General features: G+C 66.1%; 14 protein-coding genes and 1 riboswitch. Of the genes, 9 read left to right on the top strand and 5 right to left on the bottom strand.

Translation table 11 applies throughout. The features are described 5' to 3' along the window. Nucleotides 1-7: 7 nt before the first annotated feature. The 3 genes from MTX35_RS08315 to MTX35_RS08305 are packed head-to-tail and all read right to left on the bottom strand — an operon-like array spanning nucleotide 8 to nucleotide 4,662. Nucleotides 8-2,380: a serine/threonine-protein kinase gene (locus MTX35_RS08315; protein WP_243594516.1), complete on the bottom strand. Its 2,373-nt coding sequence runs from the start codon at nucleotides 2,378-2,380 to the stop codon at nucleotides 8-10. Between the two features lie 9 nt (nucleotides 2,381-2,389). Next, entirely contained in the window at nucleotides 2,390-3,361 is a 972-nt protein-coding gene (locus MTX35_RS08310; RefSeq protein ID WP_243594515.1) for a glutamate ABC transporter substrate-binding protein, read from the bottom strand. After that, entirely contained in the window at nucleotides 3,358-4,662 is a 1,305-nt protein-coding gene (locus tag MTX35_RS08305; RefSeq protein ID WP_243594514.1) for a hypothetical protein, read from the bottom strand. The genes MTX35_RS08310 and MTX35_RS08305 overlap by 4 nt, the downstream gene beginning before the upstream one ends. A gap of 72 nt (nucleotides 4,663-4,734) precedes the next feature. On the opposite strand from MTX35_RS08305, the gene MTX35_RS08300 reads away from it, so the two are divergent. Beyond that, nucleotides 4,735-5,571 carry an NUDIX domain-containing protein gene (locus MTX35_RS08300; RefSeq protein ID WP_243594513.1) on the top strand — a complete coding sequence of 279 codons (837 nt, stop codon included), beginning with the start codon at nucleotides 4,735-4,737 and terminating at the stop codon, nucleotides 5,569-5,571. Here MTX35_RS08300 and thiE read toward each other — a convergent pair. After that, nucleotides 5,568-6,260 (bottom strand): thiamine phosphate synthase, encoded by a 693-nt coding sequence (thiE, locus tag MTX35_RS08295; protein WP_243594512.1) that lies wholly within the window; start codon nucleotides 6,258-6,260, stop codon nucleotides 5,568-5,570. The genes MTX35_RS08300 and thiE overlap by 4 nt on opposite strands. A 46-nt stretch (nucleotides 6,261-6,306) precedes the next feature. Further along, a riboswitch (TPP riboswitch) is annotated at nucleotides 6,307-6,420 on the top strand. Between thiE and thiO the strand changes: the two genes are divergently transcribed. From thiO to MTX35_RS08260, 7 genes are all read left to right on the top strand, one after another. Further along, entirely contained in the window at nucleotides 6,419-7,471 is a 1,053-nt protein-coding gene (gene thiO, locus MTX35_RS08290) for a glycine oxidase ThiO (RefSeq protein WP_243594692.1), read from the top strand. (Overlaps the previous riboswitch by 2 nt.) Continuing rightward, complete coding sequence (thiS, locus tag MTX35_RS08285; RefSeq protein WP_037186702.1) at nucleotides 7,468-7,683, top strand: sulfur carrier protein ThiS; 216 nt, start codon at nucleotides 7,468-7,470, stop codon at nucleotides 7,681-7,683. Before thiO ends, thiS begins: the two co-directional genes overlap by 4 nt. Next, nucleotides 7,676-8,428 carry a thiazole synthase gene (locus tag MTX35_RS08280; protein WP_243594511.1) on the top strand — a complete coding sequence of 251 codons (753 nt, stop codon included), beginning with the start codon at nucleotides 7,676-7,678 and terminating at the stop codon, nucleotides 8,426-8,428. Before thiS ends, MTX35_RS08280 begins: the two co-directional genes overlap by 8 nt. Nucleotides 8,429-8,695: 267 nt before the next feature. Beyond that, the gene (locus MTX35_RS08275) at nucleotides 8,696-9,658 is read left to right on the top strand and encodes an ABC transporter ATP-binding protein (protein WP_243594510.1); all 963 of its coding nucleotides are present in this window, start codon (nucleotides 8,696-8,698) and stop codon (nucleotides 9,656-9,658) included. Next, on the top strand, nucleotides 9,658-10,428 hold the full coding sequence (locus tag MTX35_RS08270; protein WP_243594509.1) for an ABC transporter permease: 771 nt from the start codon (nucleotides 9,658-9,660) through the stop codon (nucleotides 10,426-10,428). The genes MTX35_RS08275 and MTX35_RS08270 overlap by 1 nt, the downstream gene beginning before the upstream one ends. Before the next feature lie 32 nt (nucleotides 10,429-10,460). Beyond that, on the top strand, nucleotides 10,461-11,918 hold the full coding sequence (locus tag MTX35_RS08265; protein ID WP_243594508.1) for a M20/M25/M40 family metallo-hydrolase: 1,458 nt from the start codon (nucleotides 10,461-10,463) through the stop codon (nucleotides 11,916-11,918). A gap of 37 nt (nucleotides 11,919-11,955) precedes the next feature. After that, complete coding sequence (locus MTX35_RS08260; protein ID WP_243594507.1) at nucleotides 11,956-12,777, top strand: adenylate/guanylate cyclase domain-containing protein; 822 nt, start codon at nucleotides 11,956-11,958, stop codon at nucleotides 12,775-12,777. Here MTX35_RS08260 and thiD read toward each other — a convergent pair. Next, the gene (gene thiD, locus MTX35_RS08255; RefSeq protein WP_243594506.1) at nucleotides 12,739-13,593 is read right to left on the bottom strand and encodes a bifunctional hydroxymethylpyrimidine kinase/phosphomethylpyrimidine kinase; all 855 of its coding nucleotides are present in this window, start codon (nucleotides 13,591-13,593) and stop codon (nucleotides 12,739-12,741) included. The two genes, MTX35_RS08260 and thiD, sit on opposite strands and share 39 nt — an antisense overlap. 291 nt (nucleotides 13,594-13,884) lie before the next feature. On the opposite strand from thiD, the gene MTX35_RS08250 reads away from it, so the two are divergent. Beyond that, entirely contained in the window at nucleotides 13,885-14,211 is a 327-nt protein-coding gene (locus tag MTX35_RS08250; RefSeq protein ID WP_068048077.1) for a GNAT family N-acetyltransferase, read from the top strand. Nucleotides 14,212-14,249 lie beyond the last annotated feature (38 nt).

Below are 14,249 nucleotides of genomic sequence, written 5' to 3'. Positions count from 1 at the left end.
GCGGCAGTCAGAACAGCGACCGCGGCCTGATCGCATTCGCCAGATCCACCAACGAAAAACGGTGGGCGCGATCGGTGGCGTTGCGGGCAAGTGCTCGCAGGCCCTTCTCGGTGCCGCGCCGCAACCCGTCCTCGGTGAACGGAACGCTGAGAATGGGCTCGCGTTCTGCTGTGGCGGCGTGGCCGGAGACGATCCAGTCCAGGGCCATCGCCAGCACCAGCGTCCGCATCTGTAGCGCTCGGCTCTCGGCCTTGGGCAGTAGTGCCACTCGTCTTGCGGCAGAACGGAAATCGGCCTCGGACAGTTCGGCTCGCGACCGGTCCATCAGCAGAGTCAGCACACTCGTCATGCGGGCCATGGAGTAGTGCCGCGAACTGATCGGCACCTGATCCAGCGCGGCGATGGCACCGGTCTGATCACCGCGGCGCTGCAATTGTCTGGCCAAGCCGAACGCCGAGCTGACGATGCCCCGATTGGTTCGCCACACCGCCCGGTACAGACCCTCGGCTCGGGCGCGCCACTTCTCGGCCTCCTCGTCGTTGCCTGCGGCGACATGGCCCAGCAATTCCGAGGTCGCCCCGAGAGCGAGCTTGGGTGCGAGCTCACCGGGCATTGCGCCGAGTACGTTGTCGAAATTGGTGAACGCAGAATGGTATTCGTGATGCAGCAGGGCAATGAGACCCGAGTACCACTGCACACGCCACGGATCTGCGGTGTGGTCGGTCGACTGCACCTTGGACAGAACCTCGGTTGCTTCGACGACGTTCCCGAGATCCAAATTGGCCTTGACCTCGGCGAGGGTGATCTCGAGACCGAGTTCCGCCGGGCTGGAGCGAGTCGACTCCGCACCGGCGGTGACGCGTTCGATGCCGTTGCGTTTGGCGTGCTGAAGCGAATCCAGGGTCTGTCGTGGTTCGACGTGTACTGCTGCAGCGAGCAGCGGCGCGCTGGGGTCGTTGGGATCCACCAGTGGGACCGGTAGCGCAGCAACCACTTCGGCTGCCGTCATCCGTTCGTGGCGCACCGTACCGTCCACGTAGGTGTCGGTGCGGCCCACCGAGTGCTCGGTGCCGAACGTCGTGCGGGGTGGGCTGAACACCGTCGACAGTCCCGGCCGCTCGACACCGGTTCTGATGGCCAGAATTTCGCGCAACACGCCGGTGGCCTGGCCGGCGAACTCGTCCGCGGATCGGAACCGCCGTGTCGGATCCTCGTGGGTGGCGCGCAGCAGAAGTCGATGCAGCGACGGAAATTGTTGCAGGACTTCGGATTCCTCGGCAGTGGGGAGGCCGTCGAGGTACTTGCCGTTCTTCGACGGCATGTCCAGCGTGAGCACTGCCAGCGTCCGACCCACCGTGAAGATGTCCGACGCCACCGTCGGTCCCGTCTTCACGATCTCCGGTGCCTGATAGCCGACCGTGCCGTACAGGTAGCCGTAGTCCTCGATACCGGCCACCGCTCCGAGGTCGATGAGCTTGATCTGGTCGTCGGAGACCATGATGTTCTCCGGTTTGAGGTCGTTGTAGACCAGACCGATCGAATGCAGATAACCCAATGCAGGAAGCACTTCGAGCACGTAGGCGAGTGCCTGCTCGACGGGTAGACGCGCGCCGTCGCCGCAGGCGGTGAGGATGTCTCGCAGCGACCGGCCACCGACGTATTCCATGACGATGAAGCCGACGGTCGACCCGTCCCTGCGGGGCTGCTCGACGAAGTTGTAGATCTTCACCACGCCGGGGTGTGCGACCTCGGCGAGGAACTGACGCTCCGCCACCGCGACCGCATGGGCCTCCTCGTCACCGAAGTGCAGCAGTCCCTTGAGTACCACCCAGCGGTCGCTGACGTTGCGGTCGATGGCGAGATAGATCCAGCCGAGGCCACCGTGCGCGATGCAACCCTGAACGTCGTACTGGCCGACCACACGATCGCCCGGCTCGAGCAACGGAGTGAAGTCGAACGTTGCGCCGCAGTGCGGGCAGATGCCCATGGCCACATCGGGCTCGCCCGGCTCGCTGCGCCCCACCTTCGCGTTGCACTTCCAACAGAACCGCTTGTGTTGCGGCACGGACGGATCCGACATCACCGCAGTCGCGGGATCGACCGGATCCACCCGCGGCACGTCCACCAGGCCGCCGCCGAGTCGACGTCGAATACCGGTGCTGCGCGATCGACCGGATCTGGACCGACCCGTCCGTGTGAGCGTGGTCGCGGTTCGGTCCTCGACCGGTGACCTCGAGACGGCCTGCGTCCGCTCTACTCCGTCGGTTGCCGGGACGGCCTGTGTTCTCGACACGGCCTGTGTGCGTTCGCCGTCGTCGGTCCTCGACACGGCCTGCGTACGCTGCGCCGGGGCCGTGGGCTGCTGTTCGTCGTCGTCCATGTCGGGCCCCTAATCGCTGTACGACGCAGTGGGTGGACCGGGGGAGGGACCGAGCACCGTCAGCCACCGGTCGTAGATGCGATTCCACGTACCGTCGGCGCGGATGCGAGCCAATGTCCCGTTGACGAATCGCACCAGATCCTCGTCGTTCTTGTTGATTCCCACCCCGTACGGCTCCGGACTCAGGCTCTCGCCGACGATCTGGAGATACGGATCCTGAGCCGCGAGACCGGCGAGGATCGCGTCGTCGGTGCTGACGGCGTCGACCTGTCGTTGTTGGAGTACGACAAGGCAATCCGACCACATCGGTACCGTCACCACGGTCGCGGCGGGTTGCACCCGCTGGATGCGTCGCAGCGAGGTGGTGCCCTCCACCGCGCACACCCGCTTGTCGGCCAGGTCCTCGACTCCGCGGATACCCGAACCCTGCACCACCAGAACACGGTGCTGCGCTTGGAAGTACACGGTGGAGAACTGGACTTCCTGGCGGCGAGCACACGTGATGGTCATGGTCTTGACCACCATGTCCACCGTCGAATTCTCCAGAGCTTCGAGCCGCTCCGCGGAGGTCAGGATACGGAAGTCCAAGCGATTCGGATCACCGAACAGGTCTCGCGAGACCTCCCGGGCGATGTCGACATCGAACCCGACCAGCTGCCCGGTCATCGGATCTCGGAAGCTGAAAAGGTTGCTGCCCGTATCCAACCCGACGACCAGCCGGCCCTTGGCGCGCAGTGCGTCGATGGTCGGCTGCGGTACCGGCGGCGCATCGGTCCCGGTCGGCAGCGGGCGCAGGCTGGCGGTCGGGCGGGCACACTCGTCGTCGGCCGGGCTTTCCGTCGGCCGAGCGGCGACGGACGCACCGTCCGGCAGCGGCGGTTCGGTGAACGTCGTCTCCACTTGCGGCGCAGTGCTTTCCGGAGTAGCGCAGCCGGCTACCAGCGCAGTGACCAGGATGCCGACGGCCAGAAGACGTTTCACAGGTACTCACGCAGCCTCGGGAACAAGCCGATACCGAACGCCACCGAGGCGGCGATGGTCAGGACGTACGCGCCGTCGGACAGTCCGGACAGTACCCACACCGAGCGGTCGATGTTGGACCGCAATTCGCGTCGAGCATTCTCTATTCCGTCGACCAGAACGCTGTCCAGCGCGGTGAACGCGGCCGCCGAATCGGACTCGCCGGTACCGGTGGCGATGGCGACCGCGCCGTTGAAGTCGCCGACCTCGAGAGCGGAATCGATCCGTGAATGGGAGGTGGACCACGTGTTCACGGCGTCGATCACCGCAGTGTCGCCCTGGAACATCTCCGTCAACCGAGAAACGTTCGCGTCGAACGACTGTCCATAGTCCTGGCCACCGCCGCGGCGCGCGAGGTCGAGGGTCTCGTCCGCCCTGGCCTGCTGCGCCAGAATAAAACCCGTCGTGTAGGACTTCAGTGGAGACACTCCGCGGTCGATTGCGCGGTCGGTGGCGATCGACGAAATCAGACCGACCACCAACATCCAACCGAGCAGTCCGGCGACAGCGCCTGTGGCAGTGAGGAATCCGACGTTCAGCGTCCTGCGCGTCGTCCGCGACAGGTACCACTGAGCCAGGCCGGTCATCAGCAACAGGAACACCAGCGACCCGATCGCGAAGAGCGGGGGACTGGTGAAGCGCTCCTGGTCGGACGACACTCGGGACGCTTGCTCGGTGTACAGCTTCTCGGCCAACGGCAGCAAACTCGTCTGCATCATCGTCGACGCCTCGCCGAGATACGCCGCGCCCACCGGATTACCGGTCCGGTTGTTGGCTCTGGCGGTCTCGACCAGGCCGCTGTACACCGGCAGACCGGCGGCGATCTGCGTGAGCACCGCGCTGGTGGCCGCGTCGTTCTCGGTCACTCCGGCCGAGGCCGCGATCAGCTCGGACGACGCCTCGCCGAGCGCCTGCGAGTACCGCTCGCGCACCTCGGGCGGCTCGAGGCCACCGGCGATGAACGCGGTTGCGGCGGCCGCGTCGGCCACCGACAGGGCCCCGTACAGATTCTGTGCCGAGTTCGCGAAGGGCTCGGTGCGCACCAACAGGGTGCCCAGGGTGTCGACTCGATCGGTCACGGCCGTGGAGGCCAGATTTCCGACCGTCAACGCCAACACCACCAGCGCGACTCCCATCGCGACCAACCGCGCGGGCGTCGAGCGCATCGTGTATCGAACCGGTGGCTTGCCTGCAGCGACACCGACGGGCGTAGCCGTTGTCGGGGGGACGGCAGCGGAGGGGGTAATACCGGCCGCGATCACGCACCCGAGCATATAAGTAGGCGGACCGTACTGCAGCCACTACAGGCAGGTGATTCACCTAGGGTGGTGAGCATGCGTGGTGACGGGGACGGTTGGGTGATCGGCGAGAACGGCACTCGACACTGGGGAAAGCACGGCGCCGCCGGCCTGTTGCTACGCGCACCGTCCGATGCAGGCGAACCTGTGGTGCTGCTGCAGCACCGTGCGCTGTGGAGCCACCAGGGCGGAACCTGGGCCCTGCCCGGTGGGGCCCGCGACTCCCACGAGAGCTCGGCGCACGCGGCGGTGCGCGAGGCCAACGAGGAAGCCGGTATTGCCGCCGAACAGTTGAGCGTCCGCAGCGAGCGAGTCACGGCGAGCGTCGACAGCGGTTGGTCCTACACCACGGTCATCGCCGACACCGATCATGCGCTGACCACCGTGCCGAACGGTGAGAGCACCGAACTGCGCTGGGTGCCGGAGTCGATCGTCGACGAACTCCCGTTGCACCCGGGGTTCGCGTCGAGCTGGCCGTCGCTGCGCACCGCGCCGCTGCGCGTACTGCTGGACACCGCCAACGTGCTCGGCTCGCGGCCGAACGGCTGGTGGAAGGACCGCGCCGGATCCACAGGCGCACTACTGACCTCGCTTGCCGAGACACTGCCGCGCACCGTCGAACTGCCCAGCGGTCAGTACGGCTGGCTCACCCGAATCGAAGCAGTCCTCGAAGGCCGGGCCCGCGACGCCATGGTGGACGACCCGCGCATCCCGGTGATTCTCGCCGACGGCAGCGGTGACGACACCCTCGCAGACCAGGCCCACCGGGGCGGAGATCTGACGGCGCTGGTCACCGCCGACCGCGGACTACGCGACCGGTTGCCGGAATCGGTGCAGGTGCTGACGCCGTCCGCAGTATTGGGTTGGCTCTAGGCCTGCAGCGCTCGGACCAGTTCGCGGGCTGCTGCCTGTGGGTCCCGAGCCTCGGTGATCGCCCGGACCACCACGATGCGATCGGCACCGGCTGCTCGAACCTGGTTCACGTTGGTCGCGTCGACGCCGCCGATGGCGAACCACGGCCGCTCCGGCAACGAGTCCGCGGTGGCGCGGAGAGTCTCCAGGCCGGCGGCCGAGCGGTTGGGCTTGGTGGGCGTCGGCCACACCGGCCCGACGGCGAAGTAGTCGACGCCGTCCTCGATCGCGGCGAGCGAGGACTGCGCGCGGTTCTGCGTCGAACGTCCGATCACCACGTCCGGGCCCAGAATCTGACGCGCGTAGTGCACCGGCAGATCGCCCTGACCGAGGTGCAGCACGTCGGCACCGGAGGCCAGCGCCAGATCCGCGCGATCGTTGACCGCAAGCAGCGCACCGTGCCGCTTGGTCGCAGCAAGCAGAATCGCCAGCGCAGCGAGCTCGTCCTTCGCTTCGAGTGGACCGAACTCGCGCTCGCCGGCGGAGTTCTTGTCGCGCAGCTGAATGATGTCGACACCACCGGACAACGCGGCCTCTGCGAACTGCGCGAGGTCGCCCTTGTCGCGCCTGGCATCGGTACACAGGTACAGGCGAGCGGACGCAAGACGCTCACGGGGAGTCTGATTGCGGGCGGTCTGAGATGGATGCACAAAACGAACTGTATTCTCATGGTGGCCGCCACCGACGACGGAGTGGCCGAGAAATCGCGGGAGTCCCGAGGATCGTGGGGCTGAGAGTGGGTTCGCCGCCCTTACCGTCAATACCTGAACCCGATCATGCGGGCGCAGGGAGTGAGGACGTGAATCGCGTGCATATCGTCGTTATCGGCGGAGGCGTCATCGGGCTGTCGACGGCGCTACGACTGTCGGAGGACGGCCACCGGGTGGTGGTGCACGATCCTGCACTCGGCAAGGGCGCATCCTGGGTCGCGGGCGGCATGTTGGCACCGCTGTCCGAAGGCTGGCCGGGCGAGCACGAACTGCTGCATCTCGGTGCTGCGTCGTTGTCGCGGTGGCCGGACTTTGCCCGACGCCTCCCCGGCCCCTCTGTGTTCTCCGCCACCGGATCGGTGACGGTTGCCCTCGACTCGGCCGATGCGGCCGATCTACGAACTATCGCCGAGTGGGTGGGCGAACAGGGGCACGAACTCGAGATTCTGGGACGTGCGCAGCTGCGTGAGCTCGAACCTGCACTGGCACAGAACATTCGACTCGGCCTGCTGGCTCCGACCGAGCTGTCCGTGGACAATCGGGCGTTGGTCGCCGCGCTCGAGCAGGCGTGTCTCGACGCCGGAGTGGAGTTTTCCGGTTGTTCGGTAGAGACCTTGCCCGACGCCGATCAGGTGGTCCTGGCCGCCGGTTCTCGCTGCGTCGCATTGTGGCCGACACTGCCGGTCCGGCCGGTGAAAGGCGAGATCCTGCGGCTGCGTCGTCGACCCAGCGCCGCTCCGCCGCCGCACCGCACCGTACGCGGAACCGTGCACGGTCGGGCGATCTACCTGGTACCGCGTGGCGACGGATTGGTCGTCGGCGCAACACAATACGAATCCGGTGAGGACACCCAGGTCACCGTGGCGGGGGTACGAGACCTGATCGCCGACGCCGAACGACTCATGCCGAGCATCGGCGAGTACGAACTGTACGAAACCGCTGCCGGCCTGAGGCCGATGAGCCCGGACGGACTGCCGCTGATCGGCAGGCTGTCTCCCGGGGTGATCGTTGCCACCGGCCACGGTCGTAACGGCATCCTGCTCGCGCCCATCACCGCCGACGCTGTCTCCGCGCTGATCTCCGGCGAGTCGCTGCCCGAGGCGAAAGCAGCCACACCCGAACGCTTCACACAGATCGAAAGGACACCATGACCCAGGTTGCCATCGGCATCACCGTCAACGGCGAGGACCACCTGCTCACCGAGGACATGACCATGCGTCGGCTGCTCGAATTCCTGGGCCTGCCCGAGAAGGGCATCGCCGTCGCCGTCGACGGAGCGGTGCTGCCCAAGAGTCGCTGGGACACCACCAGCGTCGAAAAGGGTTGGACCATCGACGTTCTCACGGCGGTTCAGGGTGGCTAGCGCACTCACCATCGCCGATCGCACCTTTACCTCCCGGCTCATCACCGGAACCGGGGGAGCGGCCAATCTCGCGGTACTCGAGGAAGCCCTCGTCGCGTCCGGAACCGAGCTGACCACTGTCGCGATGCGCCGCGTCGACGCCGCGGGTGGGACGGGCGTATTGGATCTGTTGCGCCGGTTGAACATCGCGCCGTTGCCGAACACCGCGGGATGCCGAGGATCGGCCGAGGCAGTGCTCACCGCGCAACTCGGACGTGAGGCGCTCGAGACCGACTGGGTGAAGCTCGAAGTGATCGCCGACGAGCGCACGCTGCTGCCCGACGCCATCGAATTGGTCAAGGCCGCTGAACAACTCGTGGACGACGGATTCCAGGTGCTGCCGTACACCACCGACGACCCGGTACTGGCCAAACGGCTCGAGGACATCGGCTGCGTGGCCGTTATGCCGCTCGGCTCACCCATCGGCACCGGACTCGGTATCGCCAACCCCCACAACATCGAGATGATCGTCGACGCCGCAACGGTGCCGGTGATCCTGGACGCCGGAATCGGTACCGCCAGTGACGCGACCCTCGCGATGGAGCTCGGCTGCGATGCGGTGCTGCTCGCGACCGCGGTGACCCGCGCGAAGGACCCGGCGCTGATGGCGTCGGCGATGCGGAACGCGGTGGCGGCGGGGTATCAGGCCAGGCACGCCGGCCGAATTCCGAAACGATTCTGGGCGCAGGCCAGCTCGCCGATGTGAGGTGCGGTGTCGTCGGGCGCAGCGTCGACCTGCTTCACCGGCGCGCATCTCGCAAACGCGCGCGCATTCGTGAAACGCGCGCGAACTGGTGTGTCGACTTTGCGCGCATCTGGCAAACGCGCGCGCATTTGCGGCCGCGCGCCGCCCGCTGACCGCGTGCCGCCCCTGCGACCGAACTGTCTCAGGGTGTGTGTCATCCGAAAGGATGATGGAAAAGGCGACTGTAGGTCGATGTGCGCACGCGTTCGATCGGGGACAGTTGTACCCATGATCGAAGTGACAGGACTGACCAAGCAATACGGCGCGGTGACGGCGGTCGACAACCTCACCTTCACCATCAAACCCGGCATCGTGACCGGCTTCCTGGGCCCCAACGGCGCAGGCAAGTCGACCACGATGCGGATGATCCTCGGTCTCGACCGCCCGACCTCGGGAACGGCGACCATCGAGGGCAAGAACTACAGCCATCTCAAGCAACCACTGCGTACCGTCGGGGCTCTGCTCGACGCCAAGTGGGTACACCCGAACCGTTCGGCCCGTGCGCATCTCGAGTGGATGGCCGCCTCCAACGGCATTCCGAAGTCGCGCGTCGACGAGGTGCTGCGTCTGGTTGGCCTGTCGGAGGTCGCGAAGAAGAATGCGGGCGGGTTCTCGCTCGGCATGTCGCAGCGACTCGGACTCGCCGGCGCGCTGCTCGGTGACCCCAAGGTGCTGCTGTTCGACGAGCCGGTCAACGGACTCGATCCCGAGGGCATCGTCTGGATCCGAAAGTTCATGCAGCGCTTGGCAGCCGAGGGCCGAACGGTGCTGGTCTCGAGCCACCTGCTCTCGGAGATGGCGCAGACGGCGGAACACCTCATCGTCATCGGACGCGGCAAGTTGATCTCGGATTCCTCGGTGCAGGAATTCATCGATCGCGCCTCCGAAGCGTCGGTGCGCGTCCGCAGTCCGCAGCTCGACGGCCTGCGCCAGGCGTTGACCACGGCCGGTCTCACCGTGCGTGAGCCGGACAAGACAGATGAGCTTCAGCCCTCGCTGGTGGTGCTGAACTCGACCACCGACGCGATCGGCGACATCGCCGGCCGAGCTGGAATCACATTGCACGAGTTGGCCTCACAGCGAGGATCTCTCGAAGAAGCGTTCATGAAACTCACCGGAGAAACAGTGCAATATCACGGCGCGGGAGCCGAAGAACAGAACACTCAGCAAGCGATGGGCGGGTCACTCTGATGGGCGTCTTGGCAGCAGAAAGAATCAAGTTCACCTCGACCAAATCACCGTGGTGGTGCAGCGCGATCGTGGTGGTGTTCGGCCTCGGCTTCGGAGCCATCCTGGGTTGGGCGGCCAAGACCGCGATCGGACCCGACGCGCCGGAAGGCCTACCTCCGACCACCGCCTACGACGTCGTGGCCAGCGGTGTGGGCGGGCTGGGCATCATGGTGCTGATGATCCTGGCGGCACTGACCGTCACCAGCGAATACCGGTTCGGTCTGATTCGCACCACGTTCCAATCGGTCACCAACCGGGCTTCGGTCCTCGGTGCCAAGGCGCTCATCGTCGGTGTGTACGGCGCGGTGCTGTCTCTCGTCCTGGCGTTCGGCGCGCTGTTCCTGGCGAAGTCGATTGCAGGCGAGGAGGCCGGGGCGCTCCTCGGCTTCGATGTGGACGGCACGTGGCGTGTCGTCTACGGCGCGGCAATCCTGGCGTTCGTGCAGATCGTGCTGGCAGTAGCGGTGGGTGCGCTCATTCGACAGTCCGCCGGTGCCATCGCCGTGCTGCTGCTGTGGCCGCTGCTCATCGAGAACGTCGTCGGCCTCATCCCGAAGGTAGGCGACAAGATCCAGCCGTTCCTGCCGTTCCTCAATGCCAACCACTTCCTCGGCTCCAGCGGCGGAATCGACTTTCACTGGGGCCCGATCGGCAGCCTGATCTACTTCGTCGTCTTCACCGCGGTTGTTTTCGGCGCAGCAGTGTTGGTCGTCAATCGTCGGGACGCCTGACGCGCGAGGCCTCTCTGGGTATGGTGTCCGCTATGCGGATTTCCTTGCTTGCAGGTAGCGCCGTCACTGTCTTGATTCTGGCCGGTTGCTCGTCCACCTCGGACGAGGAACCGGCCAGAGTTTTCGCGACACCCGACGGGCAGGGCCTGTCTGCCGCGGTCACCGAGGAAGCCTTGGTGGGCCACCTGGAAGAGCTCGAGAGCATTGCCGCCGAACACGACGGCAACCGCGCCGCCGGCACCGCCGGATACGACGCGAGCGTCGATTACGTTGTCTCACAACTCGAATCGGCCGGGTTCGAGGTCACCACCCCGGAATTCGAGTTCGAGACCTTCGAGGCGCAGACCCAAACTCTGTCACTGGCGGGCACCGAGGTCCCGGTGTTCGCACTCAGTTACTCACCCACCACCACCGCCGAGGGGATCACCGCACGCGTCGTCGGTGCTCCCGCCGATGCAGACGGCTGTGAGGCAACCGATTACGCCGGCCTCGACCTGGCCGGAGCCGTTGCGGTGGTTCCGCGCGGCGTGTGCCCGTTCGGTGTGAAGCAAACCGTCGCAGCAGAACTGGGTGCGGCCGCGGCGATCATCGTCAACAACGAACCGGGTCCGCTCGATTCGGGGACGCTCGGTGATGCCGAGACCGCACAGATTCCGACCGGCGGCGTGAGTCAGGAGGACGGTGCGGCCGTTCTCGCCGCACCCGAGGTGACGCTGACCCTGGTGACCGAAACCGACACGACCATGAGCCGCAACATCATTGCGCAGACCACCACCGGGTCGACCGAGAACGTGGTGGTCACCGGCGCGCACCTCGACAGCGTCCCCGAAGGCCCCGGCATCAACGACAACGGCACCGGCACAGCGGCAGTGCTGGAAACCGCACTGCAGATGGGTAGTGCACCCGAGGTCACCAATGCGGTGCGCTTCGCGTTCTGGGGTGCCGAGGAGAACGGTCTCGTCGGTTCCACGAAGTACGTCGAGGGCCTGTCCGACGAGGACAAGCGAAACATCGCGCTGTACTTGAACTTCGACATGATCGGCTCCAACAACGCCGGCTACCTCGCCTACGACGGAGACGATTCCGACCAGGTGGGTGAGCCCGCTGGACCGGCCGGATCCGACGCCATCGAGCGGACCTTCGTCGAGCGACTGGCCGACGAGGGCACCGCCGTCGACGGAACCGATTTCGACGGCCGATCGGATTACGGCCCGTTCATCGAGGTCGGAATCCCGGCCGGTGGCGTCTTCAGTGGCGCGGACGAGAACAAGACTGCCGAGCAGGCCGAGAAGTGGGGCGGCACCGCGGATCAGACGTTCGACGAGAACTACCACACCGACCAGGACACCTTGGCGAACGTCGACCGCGCAGCACTGGCGAAGAACGGCGCGGCGGTGGCCTACGGAATCGGCGTCTACGCGCAGTCGGTGGAGGGCCCCAACGGGGTACCGGTCGGAGCCGAGCGCGAGGCCGCACGTGCCGAAGGATGAGGGTAAGTATGTGTAACCGTGGGTTACGCTCGATGTTGTGAACGCAGTCGTCGATTCGGTGGTGAAGTGGGTCCGCACCACCAACCGAGCGCCCACGGTGGTCGGGGCGGTTCGGCGTGTGCGTCGCGCCTTACCCGGTGACCCCACGTTCGGTGATCCCCTGTCGATCGACGGTCCCGGACGGGCACTGGCCGTGGCCCGCGTCGCAGACAGGTTCCTGGCTGCGAACGGACTCGACGACGAACCGGGCGCATCCCGCGAAGTGGGACTCGGGGCTCTGCAGCTGTGGCAGGCGATTCTCGAACGCGCAGGGCGAGGTCGCGGCGAACGCGACGTCACCATCGTCTTCACGGACCTCGTCGGATTCTCGTCGTGGTCGCTCCGCGCGGGGGACACCGCCACCCTGACGCTGCTCCGCAGGGTCTCCAAAGCCGTCGAACCCGAGGTCACGGTCCGCGGCGGGCACGTCGTCAAGAGACTGGGCGACGGCATCATGGCCGTCTTCGCCGATTCGGGCAAAGCCGTCGAAGCCGTGTTCGCGGCACGAGAAGCACTGACCGGCGTGAACGTCGACGGCTACACCCCGACGATGCGGGTCGGTATTCACACCGGCAGTCCGCGCCAGGTCGGTTCGGACTGGCTGGGCGTCGATGTCACCGTCGCCGCCCGCGTGATGCAGACCGGCGGGAACGGCAACATCATGATCTCCGCCGCCGCACTGGACGCAGTGTCACCGGAGGTGCTCGACGCGTTGCGCGTGGTCTCCAAGCCCTATCGTCGCAGCTTCTTCGCCCCGAAGATCAAGGGCGCACCCGACGATCTACGCATCCTCCGACTCGTGCAGTCGCCAGAGCGGTGACACCGGGCCGTGGCCCGCGCCCAGGTCGTAGGACGCGGCAAGGCATCGGGTGACCCATTCCTTACCGAACGCCACCGCGTCGGGCATGGAGTATCCGTGTGCCAGCGCCGATGCGATCGATGCGGCCAGGGTGTCGCCGCCGCCGTGATCGTTGCCGGTGGCGATGCGCTCGCTGGTGAACTCGAGGAATGTGTCGCCGTCGAACAGCAGGTCGGTGCTGTGCGTGGATGTTCTCAGGTGGCCGCCCTTGACCAGGGCCCACTGCGCGCCCAACCCGTGCAGGGCCTCGGCGGCGCGGCGCGCGGTGGAGTCGTCGACCACGTCGACGCCGGTGATGAGCCGAATCTCGTCGAGGTTGGGGGTCACCAGCGAGGCGATGGGAAACAGGGTGTGGCGGATGGCGTCGAGGGCTTCGGCGTGCAGTAGTGGATCGCCGTGCATCGACGCGCACACCGGATCGACCACCAGAGGGACCGGCTGATCCCGCCCGATGCCCACCTCGGTGCAGACGGCCGTGACCGCCTCGATGATCGCGGTGGAGGCCAGCATTCCGGTCTTCGCTGCGCCGACACCGATATCGGACACCACCGAGCGAACCTGCGCTGCGACGACGTCCGGCGGGATCTCGTGGAAGCCCGTCACGCCGACGGTGTTCTGGACCGTGACCGCGGCGACGGCAACGCACGCGTGGACACCGAGCAGCGCCATTGTCCGACTGTCCGCCTGGATTCCGGCACCGCCGCCGGAGTCGGTTCCGGCGATGGTCAGCGCGCGGACAGGAGTCTCGCCGTTGGGCGTGAGCGGTAGGAACTTCACGAGAGAAGACAGTACCGGCGGGCAGGGGGACGGTGGTCTCGGCAGGTTGATCGGATTGTCGAAGACGTGGAGAAAACATGGGCCGGTCTTGAATGTTGTTGTATCACAACGGCGAACAGGGACGCTTATGATCCGTACCAGCATTCGTGTCGTGTTCGACGGACAAACCTACGCATCCGAAGGTTTGTTGGTAGAAAAGGTGACAGAGCCACCGCGCGCATGTTTAATAGTGGTGCACGTCACATCGATTTCATTCGTTCATCACTCCACACACAGCGAAGGAGGCGTCCCATGCTTGCAAGCTCTCCTAGCGCTGATGTCTCGATCAACAAGGACCAGAACCGTTTCGAGCTCCGATTGAACGGCGATCTCGTCGGGATCGTCGGGTTCTACGAGGTGGAGGGAAACGGCACGCGCGCGACGCGCACTCATGTCGTGTCCTTCATGCACACGGTCGTCACCGAGGACTTCGGCCACCAAGGGCTGGCCGGCATTCTGGTGCGTCGCGCACTCGACAGCGCCCGCTCGTACGGCTGGAAGGTCAAGCCGGTCTGCACCTACGTGCAGCGCTTCGCCGCGGCCAATCCGGAGTACAACGACATGCTCGTCGCGCTCTGACGTCCCTGACGACATCGCTCGGTCACGAGTAGGGCTGG

Origin of the sequence: Rhodococcus sp. ARC_M12, from assembly GCF_022810385.1 — a bacterium.
Lineage (GTDB): Bacteria > Actinomycetota > Actinomycetes > Mycobacteriales > Mycobacteriaceae > Rhodococcoides > Rhodococcoides navarretei.
Note: the sequence above shows the minus strand (reverse complement) of the source record. Positions and strands in the feature narration are given on the sequence as shown.